At 70.5% G+C, this 21,143-nt stretch carries 19 protein-coding genes and 4 pseudogenes; 13 read left to right on the forward strand and 10 right to left on the reverse strand.

The features are described 5' to 3' along the window. Positions 1–304 precede the first annotated feature (304 nt). The gene (locus tag H297_RS0105635; protein WP_027736256.1) at positions 305–763 is read left to right on the forward strand and encodes an OsmC family protein; all 459 of its coding nucleotides are present in this window, start codon (positions 305–307) and stop codon (positions 761–763) included. 188 nt (positions 764–951) lie between these two features. Here H297_RS0105635 and H297_RS34650 read toward each other — a convergent pair whose 3' ends face one another. After that, a complete protein-coding gene (locus H297_RS34650) occupies positions 952–1,341 on the reverse strand; it encodes a hypothetical protein (protein ID WP_078513770.1) in 390 nt (129 codons plus the stop codon). 13 nt (positions 1,342–1,354) lie between these two features. Between H297_RS34650 and eno the strand changes: the two genes are divergently transcribed. Further along, the gene (gene eno / locus H297_RS34655) at positions 1,355–2,602 is read left to right on the forward strand and encodes a phosphopyruvate hydratase (protein ID WP_078513771.1); all 1,248 of its coding nucleotides are present in this window, start codon (positions 1,355–1,357) and stop codon (positions 2,600–2,602) included. 141 nt (positions 2,603–2,743) lie between these two features. Here the strand turns inward: eno and H297_RS0105650 are convergent, their stop codons facing one another. The 3 genes from H297_RS0105650 to H297_RS0105660 form a co-directional block, all read right to left on the reverse strand. Beyond that, positions 2,744–3,217, reverse strand: a complete 474-nt coding sequence (locus H297_RS0105650) for a carboxymuconolactone decarboxylase family protein (protein ID WP_027736257.1) — start codon at positions 3,215–3,217, stop codon at positions 2,744–2,746. Positions 3,218–3,321: 104 nt separating this feature from the next. Then, a complete protein-coding gene (locus H297_RS0105655) occupies positions 3,322–4,839 on the reverse strand; it encodes a sugar porter family MFS transporter (RefSeq protein WP_051351559.1) in 1,518 nt (505 codons plus the stop codon). 37 nt (positions 4,840–4,876) lie between these two features. Continuing rightward, positions 4,877–5,896, reverse strand: coding sequence for a Gfo/Idh/MocA family protein (locus H297_RS0105660; RefSeq protein WP_078513772.1), 1,020 nt, complete (start codon positions 5,894–5,896; stop codon positions 4,877–4,879). Between the two features lie 306 nt (positions 5,897–6,202). On the opposite strand from H297_RS0105660, the gene H297_RS34660 reads away from it, so the two are divergent. From H297_RS34660 to H297_RS0105690, 4 genes and pseudogenes are all read left to right on the forward strand, one after another. After that, positions 6,203–7,390 (forward strand): ROK family transcriptional regulator, encoded by a 1,188-nt coding sequence (locus H297_RS34660; RefSeq protein ID WP_051351560.1) that lies wholly within the window; start codon positions 6,203–6,205, stop codon positions 7,388–7,390. 238 nt (positions 7,391–7,628) lie between these two features. Continuing rightward, positions 7,629–7,904: a hypothetical protein gene (locus H297_RS0105670; protein ID WP_486589415.1), complete on the forward strand. Its 276-nt coding sequence runs from the start codon at positions 7,629–7,631 to the stop codon at positions 7,902–7,904. A gap of 188 nt (positions 7,905–8,092) precedes the next feature. Next, a pseudogene (locus H297_RS34665) lies at positions 8,093–9,218 on the forward strand (IS630 family transposase). A gap of 88 nt (positions 9,219–9,306) precedes the next feature. After that, positions 9,307–10,077: an IS5/IS1182 family transposase gene (locus H297_RS0105690; protein WP_027736262.1), complete on the forward strand. Its 771-nt coding sequence runs from the start codon at positions 9,307–9,309 to the stop codon at positions 10,075–10,077. A gap of 248 nt (positions 10,078–10,325) precedes the next feature. On the opposite strand, the gene H297_RS0105695 is transcribed toward H297_RS0105690, so the two are convergent. Next, positions 10,326–10,760, reverse strand: coding sequence for a MerR family transcriptional regulator (locus tag H297_RS0105695; protein ID WP_027736263.1), 435 nt, complete (start codon positions 10,758–10,760; stop codon positions 10,326–10,328). A 77-nt stretch (positions 10,761–10,837) separates the two neighbouring features. On the opposite strand from H297_RS0105695, the gene H297_RS0105700 reads away from it, so the two are divergent. Both H297_RS0105700 and H297_RS34670 read left to right on the forward strand, forming a co-directional pair. Beyond that, positions 10,838–11,647 carry an alpha/beta fold hydrolase gene (locus H297_RS0105700; RefSeq protein ID WP_051351561.1) on the forward strand — a complete coding sequence of 270 codons (810 nt, stop codon included), beginning with the start codon at positions 10,838–10,840 and terminating at the stop codon, positions 11,645–11,647. Continuing rightward, positions 11,644–12,849 carry an MFS transporter gene (locus tag H297_RS34670; protein WP_051351562.1) on the forward strand — a complete coding sequence of 402 codons (1,206 nt, stop codon included), beginning with the start codon at positions 11,644–11,646 and terminating at the stop codon, positions 12,847–12,849. The genes H297_RS0105700 and H297_RS34670 overlap by 4 nt, the downstream gene beginning before the upstream one ends. A 140-nt stretch (positions 12,850–12,989) precedes the next feature. Here H297_RS34670 and H297_RS41215 read toward each other — a convergent pair. Beyond that, positions 12,990–14,056: pseudogene (locus H297_RS41215) on the reverse strand (IS701 family transposase); the annotation flags it as partial. A gap of 857 nt (positions 14,057–14,913) precedes the next feature. Between H297_RS41215 and H297_RS0105720 the strand changes: the two are divergent. The 5 genes from H297_RS0105720 to H297_RS0105740 all read left to right on the forward strand — a co-directional run bounded on the left by H297_RS0105720 (position 14,914) and on the right by H297_RS0105740 (position 17,049). Then, positions 14,914–15,117: a hypothetical protein gene (locus H297_RS0105720; protein WP_158693647.1), complete on the forward strand. Its 204-nt coding sequence runs from the start codon at positions 14,914–14,916 to the stop codon at positions 15,115–15,117. Positions 15,118–15,131: 14 nt separating this feature from the next. Then, complete coding sequence (locus tag H297_RS41220; RefSeq protein WP_486589416.1) at positions 15,132–15,380, forward strand: hypothetical protein; 249 nt, start codon at positions 15,132–15,134, stop codon at positions 15,378–15,380. A gap of 39 nt (positions 15,381–15,419) precedes the next feature. Beyond that, complete coding sequence (locus tag H297_RS43635; protein WP_199787151.1) at positions 15,420–15,767, forward strand: hypothetical protein; 348 nt, start codon at positions 15,420–15,422, stop codon at positions 15,765–15,767. A 184-nt stretch (positions 15,768–15,951) separates the two neighbouring features. Further along, entirely contained in the window at positions 15,952–16,080 is a 129-nt protein-coding gene (locus H297_RS44030; protein ID WP_486589417.1) for an LPFR motif small protein, read from the forward strand. Between the two features lie 255 nt (positions 16,081–16,335). Beyond that, the gene (locus H297_RS0105740; RefSeq protein ID WP_486589418.1) at positions 16,336–17,049 is read left to right on the forward strand and encodes an ANTAR domain-containing protein; all 714 of its coding nucleotides are present in this window, start codon (positions 16,336–16,338) and stop codon (positions 17,047–17,049) included. A gap of 211 nt (positions 17,050–17,260) precedes the next feature. Here H297_RS0105740 and H297_RS34695 read toward each other — a convergent pair whose 3' ends face one another. The 4 genes and pseudogenes from H297_RS34695 to H297_RS44035 all read right to left on the reverse strand — a co-directional run. After that, positions 17,261–17,545, reverse strand: coding sequence for a DUF5133 domain-containing protein (locus H297_RS34695; RefSeq protein WP_078513773.1), 285 nt, complete (start codon positions 17,543–17,545; stop codon positions 17,261–17,263). A gap of 74 nt (positions 17,546–17,619) precedes the next feature. Next, complete coding sequence (locus tag H297_RS0105750; protein ID WP_027736268.1) at positions 17,620–18,447, reverse strand: SigB/SigF/SigG family RNA polymerase sigma factor; 828 nt, start codon at positions 18,445–18,447, stop codon at positions 17,620–17,622. A gap of 191 nt (positions 18,448–18,638) precedes the next feature. Beyond that, positions 18,639–19,510 (reverse strand): annotated as a pseudogene (locus H297_RS34700) (alpha/beta fold hydrolase). Between the two features lie 762 nt (positions 19,511–20,272). Beyond that, positions 20,273–21,106, reverse strand: a pseudogene (locus H297_RS44035) (SigB/SigF/SigG family RNA polymerase sigma factor); the annotation flags it as partial. Positions 21,107–21,143 lie beyond the last annotated feature (37 nt).

A 21,143-nucleotide genomic window follows, 5' to 3' on the forward strand; every position in this document is an offset into this window, starting at 1 on the left:
GTTCGTTGTGTGTCAGTTGTCTTCGGCGCGGCAGGGAGGGTACGCAGCGTCACCCGGGCAGGCGTCGGGACTGTCCGGCACCGGCGGTGTGGGTGTTGTCGACGCTCGGACTCCGGGCGCAGAAGACGCACGCGACTGACATCGTTATCTGCGCACCATTTGACAACGATGTCGGCTCCGCTGTCGAGGGTTTCCGGACAGGCAGTCACCGTGTCACCGTCCGTGATCGGCGGAACGGTCACGACGGGTGCGAAGGCGCGTCGCTTCGGTGGGCACCGAAGCGTCCACGCCCTACCGTCGCCCCATGAGCGCACACTCCTACGCCGCCCGCCTCCACTGGGACGGCTCCACCGCCACGGGCCCACGTTCCTACTCCCGCGATCATCTCGCCGTCGCGCCCCCCGCTGCCGCGGAGGTCCCGCTGAGTGCGGATCCGGCCTTCCGGGGCAGCCCCGAGCGGCTCAACCCTGAGCAGCTCGTCGTCATGGCCGCCTCCTCCTGCCAGATGCTGTCCTTCCTCGGCGCCGCGGCCCGCGCGGGCGTCGACGTACTGGCCTACGACGACGAAGCGACCAGCCATCTCGACCTGACGGCCGCACCGGCCCGGCTCGGCACCATTCGCCTGGCCGTCACGGTGCGGGTCGCGGCGGGCACCGACGAGGAGCGGGTCCTCGGGCTGGCCGAAGCGGCGCACCGCGAGTGCTACGTCGCCAACTCGCTGTCCGTCCCCGTCGATGTGACCACCACGGTGGTGCAGGGGTGACCGATCCCGGCGGCCGGGAGTCCGCCGGTCCGCCACCGAGCCCACGTTCGGCCCGGCCCGGCAGGTGTCACCGTAGCCGTCCGGGACGTGCACCCCGGTGGCACGGAGGCGGCATCGTTGCCGCGCCGAGGGAGGGGCCGCGTGCCAAGACCGCGTGGTCGGCGGAACCGGCGCCGCAACCGTGGGTGTCAGTCCGGTGAGGTGGTCGGCCGGGCGAAGAAGCGGACCGCGCTGTCGGCCTCGAACCGGGACAGTTCCGTGCGCTTGCCCGCGTTGGCGTGCAGGGTCTTCTCCTTCGGGGCGAAGGCGTCGAACAGCGCCAGACCGGCCCCACGCGGGATGTGCTCGTCGTGCCACTGCATGCCGTACTCGATCGGCACGGTGATCTGCTGTGCCTTCACCGCCAGCACTTCGGGCCAGTGCCGGCCGAAGACGGCCGCCGTGACCCGGGGCTCGACGGCCGCGAACCGTACGCCGATCGCGGTGCCCATGTTGATGCCCCGGAAGCCGACCGGCCCGTCGCTGCCGATCTCGGGAAGCTCCTGGAGGGCGTCCAGGGTCGCCCGGTACTCGGGCACGGCGCTCCGCCAGGTGGGCGTTGTAGCGCACGACGACGGGGCCTTCCGGCTCACCCGCCGCCCGCACCCGAAGCGGCTGGGCGCTCACCGCCTTGTCGTGTGCCGTGCGCGGACGGTCGCCGTGGCCCGGGGCGTCGATCACGGCGACCCGCAGCGCTGGCACGGCAAGGGCGTCGACCGGGCGGTGGCCCACGTGACGGGTGAGATCGCGGATGCCGTCACGGGGTGCGACGCCGCCGACCAAGCCGGTCTCGACGCAGCGCCCGTCGCCCTCGACGGGACTCCCACCAGGGCGCGGCTCGGCGCCGACGTCCTGCTCGGGGTCTCTCTCGCCGCCGCGAAGGCCGCCGCTCTCTCGCACCGGCAGCCGCTGTACCGCTGCCTCGGCGGGGCCGACGCGCGCGTGCCGCCGGTGCCGATGATGAACATCGTCAACGGCGGGGCTCATGCCGACAATCCGCTGGACTTCCAAAAGTTCATGATCGCGCCGGTGGGCGCCGAGTCCTTCGCGGAGGCCGTCCGGATGGGCTCGGAGGTCTTCCACACCCTGCGCCGCGGCCTGCTGCACGTCGGCCACTCCACGGGCGTCGGCGACGAGGGCAGTTTCGCGCCCGCCCTGCGTACGGCCGAGGAGGCGCTCGGCTTCGTCATGGCCGCGATCGAGTGCGCCGGGTACCGCCCGGGCGCGGACATCGGCCTCGTCACGGATCCGGCGTCGTCGGAGTTCCACCGGGACGGCGTGTACGAGTACGCCGGGGAGGGCGTCCGGCGGACATCCGCCGAACAGGCCGACCATCTGGCCGCGTTGATCGACGCGTACCCGGTCGTCTCGGTGGAGGAGCCGATGGCCGAGGACGACCACGACGGGTGGCGCGAGTTGACGGCACGGGTCGGCGACAGGTGCCAGCTGACCGGGGACGACGTGTTCTGCACGGGCGAGACGCTGGTACGGGAAGGCATCCGTACGGGCGTGGGGAACGCGGTCCTCGTCAAGGTCGACCAGGTCGGGACGCTGACCGAGGCGCTCGGCACCGTAAGCGCTGCGCGGCGGGCCGGATGGGCGGCGGTCGTCTCGCACCGGTCCGGCGAGACGGAGGACACGACCATCGCGGACCTGGTCGTGGCCACGGGGTGCGGACAGATCAAGACCGGGTCCTTGTCCCGGTCGGACCGCACCGCCAAGTACAACCGACTCATCCGGATCGAGGAGGAGTTGGGGGCTTCCGCCGGGTACGGATGCGCTGCCGCGCCCACCCCGTGAGGGCTTCGGCGGGCGCGGCTCCGTCCCGGGCGGCCCGCGAGGACCGCGAGGACCGCGAGGACCGCGAGGACCGCGAGGACCGCGAGGACCGCACGAGCTCCATGGGGCCCGGTTCAGGGACCGGTCAGACGACGGGGCTGCTCATCCGAACTGGCCGGGCTGGTAGTCACCGGCCGGCATCCGCAGCGCGACGTTGCCGCGGTTGAAGGCGTTGATGACGGTGATGACGCCCACCAGAGCACCGAGCTGTTCCTCGTCGTAGTGCTGGGCGGCGTTCGCCCACACCTCGTCGGAGACGCCCCCGTCCGCGTCGGCGATGCGGGTCGCCTCCTCCGTCAGTTCCAGCGCCGCACGCTCGGCCTCGCTGAACACCGTGGCCTCCCGCCAGGCCGCGACCAGGTTGAGGCGCTCCGCGGCCTCGCCGGCGTGCACGGCGTCCTTGAAGTGCATGTCGGTGCAGAAACCGCAGCCGTTGATCTGGCTGGCGCGGAGCTTCACCAGTTCCTGCGTCGCGGCGGGCAGGGTCGAGTCCTCCAGCGCCTTGCCCGCCGCGATGATGTGCTTGAAGACCTTGCCCAATACCGGGTTGGTGAAGGGGTTCAGCCGTGCTTCCATGATGCGCTCCCTGGCTGGTGTGACGGTTGCGCATGTACGACGGAGCGGCCCGGCCGTTCGTGACACGCCCTCCTGTGACGTACGTCTCCCCGCTGCGCCCCGCGTCACCCCACGCGCCGGCTCCAGGACCCTTCGTTGTCCCAGTAGCCACGGATCTCCTCCAGGGAACGGCCCCTGGTCTCCGGCGCCATCCGGTACAGGAAGAACAGGGCGACCGCGGAGAGCACGGCGAAGGCACCGAACGCGGTCGACCCGCCGAAGGCGTCCAGGACGTTGGGGAAGGCGAAGGTGGCGATCAGGTTGGCGACGAAGTCGGACAGCAGGAGCGCGCCGGCTCCGACGCTGCGCAGGCGGGCCGGGAACGCCTCACCTGTGTAGACCCAGATCAGGGAGCCGATTCCGAAGTAGAAGCCGAGGTAGAACAGGCCGATGGCGGCGGTGGCGACGTACCCGGTGCCGGTGGAGATGCGGTCCTGGCCGAAGACGAACGCCATCACGGTGTGCCCCACCACCATGGCGGCCGTCCCCAGGATCAGCGGCGGGCGCCTGCCCCACCGGTCCACCACCGCCATCGAGAGCACCACACCTACGGCGGCGACGACCTGCACCAGCGTGGAGGCGAGGATGCTGTCCGCGGCATCGCCGAAGCCGGCCTTGGCGAAGATGGTCGGGCTGAAGTAGAGGATGGTGTTGTTGCCGGTGATCTGCACGGCGAAGCCGAAGGCGATGACGAAGAAGGTGGGGCGCGCGTAGCGCCTGGTGAAGATCTCCCGGTAGCGGCCGTGTTCGCTCTCCGCCAGGTCCGCCTCGATGGCGGTGAGCCGGCTCGCGGCGTCCGCGTCGGGGTCGAGCCGCCGCAGCGTCTCCAAGGCACGCTCCCGCATGCCCCGCATGGCGTACCACCGGGGGCTGTCGGGGAAGCGCAGCAGGGCGAGGAAGACCACTCCGGCCGGGGCGGCGGCGAGGCCGAGTACCGCCTCCCAGGACTCCGTTCCCGAGAGCATCCAGGCGGTGAGCAGGGAGATGATCACCCCCGCGCAGGTGAAGAACTGGAAGGCGGTGCCCAACTTGCCGCGGTTCTCCTCGGAGGCGAACTCGGAGATGAAGACGGGCGCCACCACGGTGGCCAGTCCCACGGTGACACCGAGCAGCAGTCGCACCACCGTCAGCCACCACACGCCCAGCGGCACCGCGCTCAACCCCGCGAAGGCCATGAAGCCGAAGGCCACGGCGAGCATCGCCCGGCGCCGGCCCAGTTCGTTGGCGATCCGGGGGCCGACCGCCGCGCCCACCAGGCTGCCGACCACGACGACGGAGGTGATGATCGACGTCCACAGCGTCGTCAGGTGGTAGTCGTTCTCCAGGAAGACCAGCGCGCCCGAGATGGATCCGGTGTCGTAGCCGTAGATGAGGCCGACGGCCGAGGCGACGACGGCGACCTTGGTGCCGAGGCTGCGCCGCGCCGGTGCCGGCGCGGGCCCCCCTGCTGCGGACGCGTGCTGTTCCGGCAGGCGCGGCGACCGCGGTCGTTGCGTCGCCCTCTCCTCCTCGCCCTCGTGCCCGTCGCCGGTGTTCTGGCCGTGCCGCCCCGGGGAGCCGCCCGCCGCTGTGGTGCCCGCCATGTCCGCTTCTCCCTGTGCCGCGTAGGTGCTGTGCTGTTCAGGCGGGGTCCGGGGCCGGCCGCACGGTACGGCCGGTCTCCAGCGACTCGTGCACCGCCAGGACGACGTCGGTGACCGCCCGTCCCGTCCGCGGACCCGGGCCGACGGGGCGCCCCTCGTTCAGGCAGGTGACGAAGTGCTGCACCATCCAGGTGGGTGGCCCCTGGAGCCGTCCGTCGATCTCGTCCCCGAGCAGTCCGGGGAAGCGCAGGCCCTCGGGCGCCGCGTGCCGGACGCTCTGCTCGTGGAGGTCGACCTGGACGGCGGAGCGGTCGCCGACGGCCTGCAACTGGAAGTCGACGATGGAGGGCATGCTGTCGGGCAGCACCCAGGTGGACGTCAGATTGGCCGTGGTGCCGTCGTCGAAGGTGAGGAGCGCGTGGACGACGTCCCAGGTGTCGACACCCCGGGCTGCGAGCTGCCCGCGGGAGCCGCGCGCGTCCACCGAGGCGACCGTGCGGCCGTTCACCCACGTCGCCACGTCCACGGTGTGGCTCATCAGGAACCAGGCCGGTGAGGAGCGTGCAGCCCAGGAGAGCATCCGGGTCGGGACGTACCAGGTGTTGCTGAGCAGGATGTTCTGGGTGAGGACCTGGCCCAGCTCCCCGGCGGCTGCCACTTCGCGGATCCGGCGGACGGCCGGGTTCCAGCGGTTCTCGAAGCCCACCATGCACTCCACCCCCGCCTGCCGGACGGCAGCCTCGATGGCGGCGGCGTCCTCGGCGGTGGTGGCGAGCGGCTTCTCGATCAGCAGGTGGAGGCCCCGCTCGGCCGCGTCCACCGCCGGGCCCCGGTGGGCGAAGTCGGGTGTCGCGACGACGACGGCGTCCAGGTCGGTCTCTTCCAGCATCCGCCGGTGGTCGGTGTAGGCGGCGAGGCCGAAGGTGTCGGCCGTCTTCCGGGCCGTCGCCTCCGACAGGTCGCTGACCGCGCGGACGTCGGCGCCGGGAAAGCCCTGGAGCGACTTCGCGTACATGTGGCCGCGTATGCCGCCGCCGATGATGCCGATCTTCTGCATGGGGTCCTCGCCGTCAACGTGGGCCCGCGGCCGACTCTCCGAGAGGTGTCGGTGGCCGTGCGCCCGGCCGATCAAGTTAGTTCACCTTGCGTACTAACCTGGGAAACCGTCAAGGGGTGTGGAAGAACGAATTCCACGAGGGCGTGCACGCCCTCTTCGAGAGATGGACGTCCGGGCCTCCCGGCACACCGGGCATCTGTGGCACAGTAGGCGAGCTGGCCACGAGCAGTTAGTACGCAAGCCGTCGTAACCCGACGTAGAGGATGAGCGCTTCGCACGCGTTCCGGTCCTCGGGAAAGGCAGACCGTGAACCGGGTCCGGATACTCCAGTCGCTCTACGACTTCGGCCCGCTCTCCCGCGCCGAACTGGCCCGCGTCACCGGTCTGTCCCGCAGCGCCCTGACCGTCATCGTCGAGGACCTCGTCCGTCAGGGGCTGCTGCGGGAGGAGGCGGCGCGGCCCAGCAGCCCGGCCGGCGGCAAGCCCGCCCGCCCCCTGTGGTTCGCACCCGACTCGCCCCCGCTGGTGGGGGCGCATCTGCTGCCCGGCCGCGTGGAGGCGGCTCTGGTCAGCGCCGGCGGGACGGTGCTCGCCAGGACCGAGCGCCTCGTCGAGTCGGAGCCGGACGGGCAGCCGACTGTCGAGGCGCTCGTGGCGGCGACGGCGGAGGTCGTCGAGGCCGCGTCGACCACGCCCTTGGGCGTCGGTGTCGCGGTGGGCGGCATGGTCGACTCGGACACGGGCACGGTGGTCAAGGTCGCCCTCGCGCCCCGGCTCGACGGCCTGCCGGTCGGACAGACGCTACGGGACCGACTGGACCTGCCCATGGTCTGCGTCGACATGCACCCGCGCGCCCAGGCGTTGGGCGACCGGTGGTTCGGCCAGGGGCGCGGGCGCAGCCATTTCGCATCCGTCTACACCGGAGAGGCCCTGGGCGTCGGCCTCGTGGTGGGCGGCGACGTGCACCGTGGGCCGGCCGGCGCGGGCGGCGAGATCGGGCACAGCATCGTCCAGGTGGACGGGGCGCGCTGCCACTGCGGACAGCGGGGCTGTTGGGAGACGCTTGCCAGCCTCGCCTGGCTCCGCGCCCGGGCAACACGCCGGGGACTGCCCGGGGCCACCACGCTCGGAGCCGGTGCACTCTCCCGCCTCGCCGCCGCGGGTGTACCGCATGCGGCGGAACTTCTGGACGAGTGGGCGGACAACCTCGCCGTGGGGCTGGTCAACCTTCACCAGATCTTCGCGCCCGGGCTGTTCATTCTGCACGGGGACACCGTCGCCGGCGGCGAGGCGCTGCGCAGTCGCATCGAGCGCGCCCTGCACGCACGCATCCCGCCCCACCCCGGCGGACCACCCCAGGTGGCCTTCACCGCGCTGGAGGACAACGCCACGCTGCTGGGAGCGGCCGGGCTCGTCCTCTCCCGCCACTTCAACCCCGCCCCTGGGCCGCCTCCGCCGCGGCGCACCACGTCCACGGAGCACGCACCGGCCTGACCCGCCGCGACAACGTCCCCTGCGCGGATCCGGTCGCCGCGGAGGGCGTCACCCCCGAACGTGTGGTGCTGCAACGGGGTCTCGCGGTTCGTCGGCGGCCCGGCGTCCCCACGCGTCAGACTGGCAGCGCCCGACGTCCACTCCTCACCGGAGCTCGCACATGTCGCGTCCTACGTCCGGTCCCGAGCGCCTGTTCCCCGCCGTGTGTGCCCACACACATCTGTTCCCGGGAGGCCGTTTGCGGATCCAGGAGCTGCCGGACCCCGAGGGCTTCGTCTCTGCTCCGCTGCCACTCGGCCTCGGCCTCGGGTTCGCCGACGGGGTGGTCACCGACGCCGAGCTCCTCGTCGACGACGCGGGGAGCGCCGTGCTCGACGTCTCGGCCCACACCACACGCGCCGGCACCCACACCGCCGAACGCGTCTGGCTCGTACGGGGGTTCACGCAGGAGGGCGACGAGGTGGAGGTGACGGTCGGCAACCGCACCGGCCCGAACACCCGTCCCCCGGACTGACGGACACGCGGCGAACCCGACGCCGGAACCGAGGAGTTCATCGCCGCCCACCGTCAGGCCCAGGACCGTGCCGCCCGCTGCGGGCACGAACTGATCTACAGCGCGGCCCGGGGTCGGCACCCTGACCAACCACTTGGGGCCCTAGTCCTCTGAGTCAGGAATTCTGTTCAAATGTTTGGACTTGGTTCGTGGCACGTACTGGACGGCCGAAGGTCGAGTTGGTTCTCTCGGACGAGGAATGGTCTGCGCTTGAGGGGTGGGTGCGGCGCCGTTCCACGCCGCAGGCGTGGGCCTTACGCTGGCGGATCATCCTGGCCTGCGCGGAGGGTGCGTCCAACAAGGGCGTCGCTGCCCGGCTCGGCTCGACACCGCATGCGGTGGGCCGCTGGCGGGCAAGGTTTGTCGAGCATCGGATCGCCGGTCTGGGAGACATGCCGCGCTCGGGCGGCCCCCGGACGGTGACCGACGAGCAGGTGGCCGCGCTGGTCACCAGGACGCTGGAGTCGGCTTTCGAAGAACGCGACGCACTGGTCGACGCGCTCGATGGCGAGGCAGACGGGCCTGTCGCAGTCGACGGTCTCGCGGGTCTGGCGGGCGTTCGGTCTGCAGCCGCACCGGTCGCAGACGTTCACGCTGTCGAGGGACCCGTACTTCGTCGACAGGGTCCACGATGTCGTCGGCCTCTATCTGGACCCACCTGAGCGGGCTCTGGTCTTCTGCGTGGACGAGAAATCGCAGATCCGGGCCCTCGACCGCTCGCAGCCGGTGCTGCCGATGATGCCCGGGGTGCCGCGACGTGTCACGCACGACTAGGTCCGCGTCGGCACCCTGTTCGCCGCCCTGGAGGTCGCCACAGGCAAGGTCATCGGTTCCTTGCACCGCCGCCACCGCGCCGAGGAGTTCGAGAAGTTCCTCATCCAACTCGACCGGGAAGTACCCGACGGCCTCGACATCCACCTCGTGCTGGACAACTACGCCACCCACAAGACCCCGGCCATCAAGACCTGCCTACTGGTCCACCCGCGGTTCCATCTGCACTTCACACCGACTGGATCGTCCTGGCTCAACCTCGTCGAGCGATGGTTCGCCGAGTTGACGAACAAACAGAGACGGCGAGGCGTCCACAAGACCGTCCAGACCCTGGAGCAGGACATCCGGACATGGATCGCAGCCTGGAACACCGACCCCAGGTCCTACATCTGGACCAAGACTGCGGACGAGATCCTCGAACGCCTCGCCTCATATCTGAACAGAACTCCTGACTCAGAAGACCAGGCCGTGAGTTGTTTCCAACCTGGCTCCGCAGGTGGGTAGTTGGGATGGAGGGCGTTGTCTGTGCGTGGAGAAGCTCCTGGTAGACGGGTTCACGACCAAGATCGCCTGGCCCACCAGGAGCTTCTGCGTGCTTGTCCACCCATCCGGTGCCGATCTGTCCAGCTCGGCCCTGCGCTTCCTCGCTCGTGAACTGGCCGCACACCGCCGTAGCCAGGGCACGCGATGGCATGGGCTGACTGCCGGACGTCAGGCGCTGCTGGTTGTGGCCCACCTTCGGTGCGGCCACAGCTACGTCCAGCTCGCCGCCGGGTTCGGCATCGGCACCACCACCGCCTACCGCCACGTCACCGAGGCAGTCGACCTTCTGGCCACCCTCGCGCCGACCCTCGCCGATGCGAGGAAGACCGCCTCCACCAAGGCGTTCGTCCTCCTCGACGGCACCCTGCTGCCCATCGACCGCATCGCCGCCGGCCGGCCCTTCCACTCCGGCAAGCACAAGAAGCACGGCATGAACGTGCAGGTCATCGCGGGCCCTCATGGCCGACTGTTGTGGGCATCGCCTGCACTGCCGGGCCCCGTCCACGACATCAGGGCCGCCCCCACCCACGGCATCATCGATGCCCTCACGAAGGCGGGCGTGCAGTGCTGGGCCGACAAGGACTACCAGGGCGCCAGCGACACCGTCCGCGCCCCCTTCCGCGGACAGTGGGAGAACCTCTTTGCAGGTCAGCAAGCCGTCAACCGCTCTTACGCGAAGATCCGCGCACGCGTCGAGCAGGCCACGGCCACCCTCAAGACCTGGCGACTCCTGCGCACGCTGCGATGCTCCACCACCCGCATCACCCACCCCGTCCAGGCCGTCCTCACCCTCCACCTGACCCGCTCAAACCGAGGTTGAAAACAGCTCACTGTGCGGACCAGATGAAGTGGCCCGTGAGGTGTGGTTCCGCCAAGTAGAGGTGGCGACTTCTTCGTAGTAGGTAGCCGGTCCGAGCTACCGGTTGAGCTTGTTGATGCACCACTCGGCGGTATTGCGCTGTTGGTAGGGCAATACCGCGGTCCCTCACATCGAGTGTGAACCACAGCATGTCTCTGACCCGTGGCAGGCTCCCCACCCCGGAACCTGCCACCGCACCAACCTCCGGCTTAGTCAGCTGGCCTTGTCAGGCTGCTCGGCCTTCGCCCGGGTCGAAGCTCGGCGGAGACGGCCTCGGTGTTCCCGGCGTCTTCTGGTGGCGCGGCGGTGATGAGGGAGTCGAGGATCGCGCGCGACGCCAGGAGATCTTCGATGGTGCGGGTGATGCGCTTGCTCTCCCGGCGGAGATCGGCGAGCAGATCCGGGCAAGTGGGCACGAGGCGCTCGGCGTCCGCCCGGATACACGGCAGGACCTGGGCGATCAGAGCGGTCGGAAGGCCTGCCGCCAGCAGACAGCGAATGCGGCGCACCGTCTCGACGTCCGACTCGCCGTAGATGCGATAGCCGCTGGGCAGCCTGTCGGGGGTCAGGAGTCCTTGCTGTTCGTAGTAGCGCAGCAGCCGCTCGTGCACCCCTGTACGCCGCACCATCTCTTTCATGCGCATGCCGCCCGCTTCCTTCCTGTGCCCTGGCACACCGCACCTTGACTCTGACACTGATGTCGGAGTTTAGCGTCGGCGCCATGACCGCTGATCACACACTGCCCACCTGCCACCTCGACGTTCTGGTGCAGGGGCGCGGCCCCGCACTTCTGCTCGCGCACGGCGCTGGCGGCGGCATCGAGGGGAACTTCGGCCTCGTCCTCGACGACCTCGCCCAAGACCACACCCTCGTCGGCCCGCACTACCCCGGGGCGGGCGGCTCTCCCGTGCCCGACGAACCCCTGGACCTGGACGACCTCGCCGACCGCCTGGTTGCGGCCGCCATCGCGGCCGGCCAGGACTCCTTCGCCGTCCTCGGGGAGTCCCTCGGCAGCGCCGTGGCCGTCCGGATCGCCACACGGCACCCCCACCGTGTCCGAGCCCTCGTCCTCACCGCCGGCTTTGCTGCCGCCGACCCCGTCCTGGCGCTCGCCGCTCAACTGATCAAGTCCTTGGCAGCCGCGGGCCAGTGGCAGGACGTGGCGCGGCTCGCCCACCTGTCCTGCATGTCTCCGTCGGACCTGGCCCACATCGAACCGGCAGCCCTCGAGGAACCGGTCGCCCAGACTCTGACCGGGATGCCGCCGGGCATGCTGGACCACTTCGACCTGGTCTCCCGCGTGGACGTCCGGGCCGACCTGCCGATGGTGGCCGCCCCCACCCTGGTGATGGCGCCAACCGGCGACCGACTGGTGCTGCCCGAAAGCTCCTACCGCCTGGCAGCCGGCATCCCCGGCGCCCGGCTGATCGAACTGCCCGGCGCCGCCCACATCCTGAACCCGGCAGACCGGGCAACCTGGCTCCGCCACGTACGCGCGTTCCTCGCCGCACTCCCCGCCACGCCGTCGTGAGCGCGCCGCTCCTCACCGGCCAGGCCGACCCGCCCACGACGTCCTCGGCCCGGCGCCGGGCCGGCCTGCTCGTGCTCGCCACCATGACCTTCGTCGTCGTCACCACAGAACTGCTGCCGGTCGGGCTGCTGCCACCGATCAGCGACGATCTGGGCGTCGCACGATCACAGGTGGGGCTGCTGGTCACCGTGTACGCATTCACCGTCGGCCTGACGGCAGCACCGCTCACCCACTGGACCGGCGGCTGGCCGCGCAAGCGCCTCTACATGACCGTGAGTGCGGTCTTCTCCCTCGGCACCGTGCTCTCCGCCGTCGCGGACAGCTATCCGATACTGGCGACCGGCAGGTTTCTGTGCGGAATGGCGCACGGGGTCTTCTGGTCGATCGTCGTCGGATACGCAGCCGCCCTCGCCAGGCCCGGACGCCCGGGCCGCACAACCGCCGCCGTCTTCGCCGGAAACTCGACGGCCCTGGTCCTGGGCGTCCCCCTGGGTACCTTCCTCGGAGGCGTCGTCGGCTGGCGTGGCGCCTTCTGCGCCACGGCGGCCCTCGGCCTGGGCGTGCTCGCCGCCGCCCACCGCCTCCTGCCCCACATCCCCAACCGCTCCGCCCCACCGCAGTCGACAGGGCTCGGCGACGCGCTACGCCTGCCCGGCCTACGCCGCATGGTGACAGCAACCGCGCTGCTCATCCTTGGACATTTCACTGTCTATACCTATGTGAACCCCTTCCTGCACGAGGCCGCCGCCTTCAGTGCGGCAGCCATCAGCATGCTCCTGGCCGAGTATGGGCTGGCGGGCTTCCTGGGGACATGGCTCGGCGGCGTCCTGGTGGACCGTCGCCCGCACGCCGCCCTGCTCGGCACCATCTCCCTGATGGCCGGCTCACTGGCGCTGCTCGGCGCGAGCATCCGATGGCAGCCACTTGCCGTGGCAGCCGTGGCCCTCTGGGGCGTTGCCTTCGCCGCGCTGCCGGTAACACTGCAAACAAGCGTTCTCCGTTTGGGAGCCGCCGCACCCGATGCCGCGTCCTCTTGGTACGTCTCCGCGTTCAACCTGGGCATCGGAGGAGGAGCCCTGACCGGCGGGCTGCTGAACAGCTTCCCGGCCGGAATGCTCCCGTGGATGGCACTGATCCCCGTGGCTGCGGGCTTCCTCTTTGCCGCGACCACACGGGCAGCCTTCTCACATACACCGCGGTAACTGCCTGCGGCCCCGGGCGCAGGTTCTCGTAGTGCTTGGTCGGGTTGGTGCGGGGTCTGGCATGTCGCGGTGACAGGTGGGGCAGGCGCCGGTCCAGAGTGCGAGGAGTGCCTGCGGTTCGCGGACGACTCGGTAGAGGCTCAGGCCGACGCCGTCTCTTTTGGGGAGTGCGTCAGCCGTTGCAGGGTGCAGAAGGCGTGGGCGGCGGAGACGAGGGTGACGTGGCGGTGCCAGCCGGGCCAGGTGCGGCCCTCGAAGTGGGCCGGGCCCAGGGTCTGTTTCCTCTCGCGGTAGTCGTGCTCGATGTGCCAGCGGAGCTTGGCGGTGCGGACCAGGACAGGCAGCGGGGTGTTCCCCGGCAGGTTGGACAGCCAGAACCGCACGGGTTCGTCCTGGACGGCCGGCCATTCGGCCAGCAGTCAGCGCACCGGCAGCTCGGGCCCGGAGGCGGCGCTGCGGATCTCGCGGCCTGCGGGCCTGATCTGCAGGGTGACGAAGCGGGAGTACATGCGCTTGTGGCCGCTGCGGCCGGTGCCGGGCCGGGAGCCCTCGCGCCACTGCACCGGCCGCGCAGAAGCTTTGCCTGCCGCAGTGACCAGGCTTTTCACGGTCCTGGCCGCCTCCGGGTAGGCCGGAAGCGGGCGGCGGCCCCGGCCGGTGTAGTGCGGGGTGCACGGCCGGGCCGGTTCCGGCTGGGCGGTGGTCGTGGTGGAGATGCCCACCACATACTCCAGTCCCCGTTCTTCCAGACCGAGCCGGAAGGCGGCGGTGTCCCCGTAGCCGCCGTCGGCGATGACCTGGGGTACCTCGACGCCCCAGGACCACGTCTCGTCGACCATGCCGAGGGCCACCTGCCACTTCTCGACATGGCCCAGACCGTCGGGCGCACCTGTTGCGACGGCTCACCTTGGCCGCATCGGCCTTCGGGGCAGCGGGATCCCAGCTCTCAGGCAGGAAACAGACACCAGTTCACCGCTGCCGACGCACGGTGGGGTGCCAGATGCAGCGAGACTCCGGCCTGGCAGTCGGTGACCTTGCCCGCAGTGCCGGTGTACTGCCGGGCCACACACGCCGACGCCTCCCCGTCCTTGAGGAATCCGGTGTCGTCCACGAGCAGCGCCGTCGGCTCGATGACCGGCTGCATACGCCACGCGAGACGAGCCCGGACATGCGCCGGATCCCACGGGCTGGAGGTGAGGAAGTGCGCCCTGGAACTCTGCGTCCGACTGCACTCGGACGGGAGGCAGGACGAGGCACGGGCCGCATACCTGATCGTCCATCGGGCCGGAGGCCCCGCCCTCCTCGCGGAGGCCCGGCAGCGAGCCGGCATGGTGACACCGGCCGAACACGGCTATCGCCTCGTGCAGGAAGGCAACCGTGTCGCAGCGGCGGCGGAGTTGCGGCGGGCCTACGAACCCGACTCCCTCGTGGTCGAATTCGGCCTTGCCCTGTACGTCGGGGACTTCGGCACTGCGGAGGCGGCTCCGGAGCGGATCGGCGGCGACCTCGAAGAAAGTCAGCTCGCAGAGGTGGCCGTCGACCTGGCCTTCTTGTATGCCCGCGAGGGAGACGATGCGGCGATGGAAGCCGTCGTGGGCTTGCTAAGCCAGAACGAATTCGCGGCCGGTGCGTGGCACTACGCCCTTGGTAACGGTTCCGCCCACCCCCTTGAGGCCGTCGCCACCATCGGGAGGAGGCTGACCGAGTCGCTCCACCCGTCCGACTACGAGGTCTACAACACCCGGCCATACACCTGGTGCCGCGAGGCGTACTGGACATCCGTCCGCGAGCTCCGCAGCATCGAGGCGGCCGACGCGGCCGTCCTCAAGCTCGGCCACCTGCTCCACGAGATCGGTGACACCGAGGCGGCACGCGCAGCCTATGTGCGTGCCCGCGAACTCGGTCGCGCCGGGGCAAAGGGCACGGCTCTCGTCAGGCTGGCCCGGCTGCCCGACGAGATCGGGGACGACGAGGCAGCCAGCGAGGTGCACGAAGCGGTGGCCGACCACGTCCGGGCAGCACGGGAGGCATGTGAGGGGGTGGCCCAGCGGTGTCGAAGACCGGGTGACCGAAGCCATCGCCCGGATGCTCGACGAAGAGGGGACACCAGACGACCTCGACATCCTCGAAGGCGAGCTGGCCAGGCTGCACGGGCCCAGGCCCGAAGCAGACTCCTACACGGCCGCCCAGTACGCGCAGTGGCTGGAGGCCGAGGGAGACGAACAGTCGGCGCGAGAACTCTCACTGAAGATCACTGATCAGGGCTGATCAATTTGGCCGCCATGGCGGAGCCCGAACGCGACTGCATCCGCGGCAAGACTTTGGAGGACCAGGAGACTGCCCGCGCCGATCGCAAGGCCAACGGCGGCGTGCCGGTCTCCGACGACGACATGCTCGCCACCGCCGTACGCCTGCGCGACGCCGAACAGCTGTCGCTGCGAGATCGCCTCCCGTCTGGTCATCCGCACCGGCAAGGTGTGCGGCCAGCGCCCCTCGCACGCCACCGTCATGCGGATGCTGCGCGAGCATGACGAGCAGCAGACGGACATGGCCACGGTGACGGAGGGCGCGTGACCACGTACCGCACCGTCCTCCCCTTCTCCGCGAACGGCCCGGCGGCAACCGGGGAACAGGCCGAGGACGCCACCGCCCGTCGGACCTGGCGGGACTGGGTCGGCATGTACGGGAGCGACGAGAACACCGTCATCTGCCTCATCGAGGAGAGGGACGGCCGCGAGCTCGTGCTCACCGCCTGGGAGCACAGGCGAGTCGTCGAGCCGCCACCGGCCGCTCCCGAATCAACGGCCTGCGCATCTCCTAGAAACAGGTACACCCAGGCCAGGGGCTACTACGGCGTTTTTCGGCTAGTTACTATTGGATCCCCTTCTGCGGCGTCACCCGTAACAACTTCTGCCTGAGCCCATCGGGGAACGTCTCAGCGTGCTTCGACCTCCCCACAGAGAAATCCAGCCCCCGGTCGGCAGATGAATACCGGATACGAATTCGGAACAGGAAGAAAAGAGAGAAGTTTGCCGTAATCAGCTCCGGGAACCCGCTCTCGGCACTGCAATTCCGCAGTTCCGCGAGAGAGAGGGAAGAACCGTGTTCAAGGCAATCGCAGACGTGCTCCGCGCCATCGGCGGCGCCATCGCCACCGTCGTCACCCTTCCTTTCCGCGCCGTGGCCCGGCTCTTCGGAGGCGTCTCCGACAGCGCCCACGGCCGCCACTGAGAAGCAGCACGCAACGGATACGGAGAACGGCGACGCGTCCGAAAGGCGGAACGCCGCCACCTCACCCAGGGCGCGAAGCCTCCGGCCAGCCGCGCAGGACTTCCCTTGCCCGCTTTCCACGGTGGTCCCGGCGCGTCCGCATCACTCCAGGGCACGCGCACGGCAGGCTGTTTTCCCTGAAGGGGCGGGTGCAGCACGACACCCGCCACGCCACTGGACAGTCCCTTCGGGGCCGACAGCGGGGAAGGAGCCACGATGCCGGAGATGCCGGAGATGCCGTGGGAAGAACTTGCGACGAAGCTGGCGCAGATGTCACGCACCCTGCTGGCACAGACGACGGTGCAACAGACCCTGGACCAGGTCGTCCACCACGCCGTGGGCCTGGTGGACAACTGCGACAACGCCGGTGTTCTGGTACTCAGCGACCGTTCACGCGTCAGCACGCTGGCGGCGAGCAGCGCATTGGTGCACCACTCGGACCAGGCCCAGGACAATGCCGGTGAGGGGCCGTGCTTCGACGCGGCGCGGGAAACGGAACAGGTTTACCGTATCGCCGACATGAACGATACCGAGAACCGGTGGCCGACGTATGCCCCTAAAGCTCGTGAGCTGGGTATCGGCAGCATGATGGGTTTTCTGTTGTTCACCGAGGAAGGGACGCTGGGAGCCCTCAACATGTACTCGGACCGTGCTCGTGCTTTCACCGATCGCTCCGAGCAGGTGGGCTGGATTCTGGCCTCCCACGCCGCAGTCGCCTTTTCCAGCGCCCGCAGCAGCGCACAGTTGCACACCGCCATGGAGACGCGCAACGAGATCGGCGAGGCGCTCGGCATCGTCATGGAGCGCTACAAGGTCACTGAAGACGACGCCTTCACCGTGTTGAAGAAGACCTCGCAGGATCGCAACATCAAGCTCCGTGACATCGCACGCGCCATCGTGCAGACCGGGGAGATCCCCGGAGCGCGGTGATGCGGCAATGGCAGCGGCGTGCCGGCGGGTCTTCGTCCGCAGGGGCCGCAGGGCGACAACGAGAGCGGGGCGCAGGCGGACCGGTCCGCCTGCGCCCCGCTCTCGTTGTCGCATCGCCCTCCGCCTGCCGGGCGTGGCCGGGTCCGTCAGCGGACCACGCGCGCGGCGACCACCCGGAGGGACACCCAGGGCCTGCGCAGCCAGCCGCGCCTCACGAGGCGACCGGAGCGGGCTGCGCGGAGGCGCCGTCCGCCTCTGCGATCCCGCCCGGCCGGCCGAGGAGGGAGTCGTCCTGCGGGCGGGCGCCGGGGAGCCGGTGGCGGGCGGCGACCAGGGCCGCGTCGATGTCCCGGGTTCCGGTGGAGACGCACAGGGTGTAGACGACGTCGTTCATCCGCTGTCGGACCTCGGGTGAACCGTCCTCGGCGCGCAGGAGGCTGAGGGCCTCGTACTGTTCGATCAGGTCGCGGAGGACGGCAGGGTGGGCCAGCAGCATGGGAGGACGCTCCTTCTGGTGCAGTGCAAGGGATGGGCAAGCCGACCGACGCCGGCAGGTGACGCTGCCGCGTGTCACGCAGCCCGGTGGTGGGCGGCGGTGGGACGTCCGCGCTCGACCTGGCGGCGGACGCGGTCGCAGCTCCGGGACAGCAGGCGGGAGACGTGCATCTGGGAGATGCCGAGTTCCTTGCCGATGTTCGACTGGGTCATGTCGCGGAAGAACCGCAGGTAGAGGACCTTGCGTTCCCGCTCGGGCAGGGCGCGCAGGCACGGCTTGACGGCTTCCCTGGCCACGACCGTGTCGAAGCCGGCCTCGGCGGTGCCGAGAGTGTCCATGAGGGAGAAGCCGTCGTCCGCGTCCGCTGTCGCCGCGTCCAGGGACAGGCTGCGGAAGCTGTCCATGGCCTCCAGACCGGCAGCCACCTCGTCCTCGGTGAGGCCGGTGTGCTCGGCGATCCGGGCGGCGGACGGGGTGCGGTCGTCGGCCGCGGTGGTCAGCTCCTGGACCGCGGCCCGCACCTTGTTGCGGACCTCCTGGATGCGGCGCGGCACATGGACGTCCCAGGTGCGGTCGCGGAAGTGACGGCGGATCTCACCGGTGACGGTGGGCACCGCGTACGGCACGAACGGCGTGCCCTGCGTGGGGTCGTAGCGGTTGACGGCCTTGACCAGGCCGAGGGCGGCCACCTGCTCCAGGTCCTCGAGGTTCTCGCCGCGGTTGCGGTACTTGGCGGCCAGCCTGTGCGCCATGGGCAGCCACGCCTCGACCAGTCGTCCGCACAGTTCCTCCCGTTCGGGTCCGTCGGGGAGGGCGGCCAGGCGCTGGAAGTCCGCAGTGGTGTCGGGGGCGTCGTTGTGGCTGTGACGGGCTCGCTGGGACCGGTACCGGACGGCAGACATCAGAACTGTCTCCTTGCGGTGTCGTGACACGGGGATCAACCGCGGGAGAAGCGGCTCGGGTTGCACACCCGGGGCCACCGTGAACGGTCGCCTCCCGCGGATGTGCCTGTCCTCCCAAGCACGTGATCCACCTTGTAACCGGCACCCCGGCCGGTAAACCTCACAGGCTCACAGCCCGCCCGGTTTCCTTGTCAGGACCGGTTCCCTCGGCAGACGAAGAAGCCGGCCAGCGAGGAGGCGAGCGCTTCCGGAGCCTCCTCGGCCATGTGGTGTCCGGAGTCGATGGCGTGACCGCGTACGTCCGCCGGCGCCGCCAGATCCGCACCGGGTCGCCGTGCAGGTCCTCCAGGTCGTCCCGGCTCGACCACAGGGCCGGCGCCGGGCAGGTGACCCGTACCCCGGCGGCGTAGTCGTCCTCCTCGTGCTGCCTGTCGACGGTCAGACCGGCCCGGTGATCCTCCAGCATCGCCCTGACCACGTCGGGGTTCCTCATCGCGGCACGCCACTCGTCGTGGCTGTCCTGACCCATGCGGTGCGGATCGCCGCGGTACCAGCTGTCGGGCGCGCTGTTGATGACCCGTTCGGGGATGTCCGGCTGCGCGAAGAAGAACCAGTGCCACCACTGCGTGGCGAAGTCGGCAGTGATGCGCGCCAGGTGCTCGCTGATCGGCAGGCAGTCGAGGAAAGCGACTTGGGAGACCGCATCGGGGTGGTCGAGGGCGAGACGCAGCGCGACGGCGCCCCCGCGGTCGTGTCCGGCGAGTGCGGAGCGACGGTGGCCGAGAGAGCGCATCACCTCGACCAGGTCTTTGGCGACGGTCCGCTTGGAGTACCCGGCATGGTCCCCGCTGGGTACCGGGCCGGTGGAGCGACCGTACCCGCGCAGATCCGGGCAGACCACGGTGAAGCCGCGCCGGGCCAGGAGCCGGGCCACGCGGTGCCACGTCGCGGAGGTCCGGGGATGGCCGTGCAGCAGCGCCAGCGGCGGTCCCTCCCCGCCGTGCCGCACGAAGACCGATGCCCCCGCGGTGTCGATCCGCCTGGTGCCGAAGCCTTCGAACACGGTCCGCATCTCCCGCCGGTGCCGCTCCGGCTAGATACCGCTCCAGCACCTGCCGTGGTCTCGCGGTGGCTCCAGCGAGTGCCCGGCAGCTTTGTCCGAGAAGGGTCCGGGAGCCCGCGGTTGCGGCCCGCGGGCTCGCCCGTCGGCGCGAGCCGCGCCGGCACCCGCCCTCACCGTCCGCTCTTCCCGAGGCGGCCCGGCACGCACGCGTCCACCCGCCCCTGCCGGGCCGCTCCGTCGTCCTGTCCCTCCCGGCCCCGGGCTCCGTGGGCCCGGCGCCTGGCGGCTCTCCGCGGGGGACGCCGCCTCCCGGCCCGGAACCGGCCCGGCCGTGGGCTCCGAGGGAGCGGTTCCCTCGTCCACGTCGACGGGAGGGGTCCTGGCCGGCTCGGGCTGCGCGGGCGCCGGTGTCTGTCCGCGAGGAGGGGCGGGGGCGGCCGGCGGGTCGGCGGAGGCCGCGGCACGTGGCCGGCGGGCCGCCCAGTGCTGCACCGCGTCGAGGTCGTAGAGGTACTGGTTGCCGCGCTTGCCCGCTGCAGCCGGGAAGGCCGGGTCGTTGGCGCGGGCCCAGCGCAGCGCCGCCAGCGTGATGTCCGGCAGGTGCTGGAGTGCCTCGCGCAGCCCGAGCAGGTGAGAGCCGTGTCGGTCGGTGCCGGTGGACGCGGCGGTACCGGTGGCGCGGGCGGACGGGGCCGGGAGGCGCGGACCGGCAGTCGTCGGCGAGGACTTCGCCGCTTCGGCCGTGTCCGCCTCGGAGGGCGTCATGCCGAGCCGGAGTCGGCCGAGGAGCCGGCTCAGGAGGCGGGAGACGTGCATCTGGGAGACGCCGAGTTCCTCCGCGATCTCGCCCTGGGTGAGTTCCTCGACGAACCGGTAGTGCAGCAGCTTGCGGTCGCGCTCGCCCAGGGCCGAGATCAGCGGCGCGAGGCTCTGGAAGTCGTCCACCAGCTCCAGCGCCGGGTCGGGGGCGCCGACGAAGTGGGCCAGCGTGCAGTCGTCGTCCTCGGACCAAGCGGTGTCCAACGAGGCGGTCGTGTAGCCGTTGGACGCCTTCCTCGCCTCGATGACCTCCTCCTCGGGGAGGGACATCAAGGCGGCCAGCTCCGCGACGGTCGGCTCGCGGCCGAGCCGGGAGCGCAGCTCCTCGCCGGCGCGGGCCAGCTGGACCCGTGCCTCCTGCAGGCGGCGTGGGACGTGCACGGCCCAGGTGGTGTCGCGGAAGAACCGCTTGATCTCTCCGACGATGTAGGGCACGGCGAAGGTGGTGAAGGCCAGCTCGCGGGAGACCTGGAAGCGGTCGATGGCCTTGATCAGACCGATGGTGCCGACCTGGACGATGTCGTCCATGTCCTCGCTGTCCTCGCTGCGGGAGCTGAAGCGGGAGGCGGCATACCGCACCAGGGACAGATTCATCTCGATCAGCGTGTTGCGCACGTACTGGTACTCGTGGGTGCCCTCCTCCAGCGAGTCCAGGCGTGCGAGCAGGTCCCGCGTCAGCGCCCGTGCGTCCTGGGGCGAGACGTGCGGCGAGCCCTCGAAGCTCTGCCCGGTCTCCTCGGCTTCGGCGACCTCGCCTGCTGCCGCGGCGGTGACCATCACGATCGTCTCACCCCATACGCTGTCCGAACCGGCC

It is taken from the genome of Streptomyces sp. CNT360 (genome assembly GCF_000424785.1).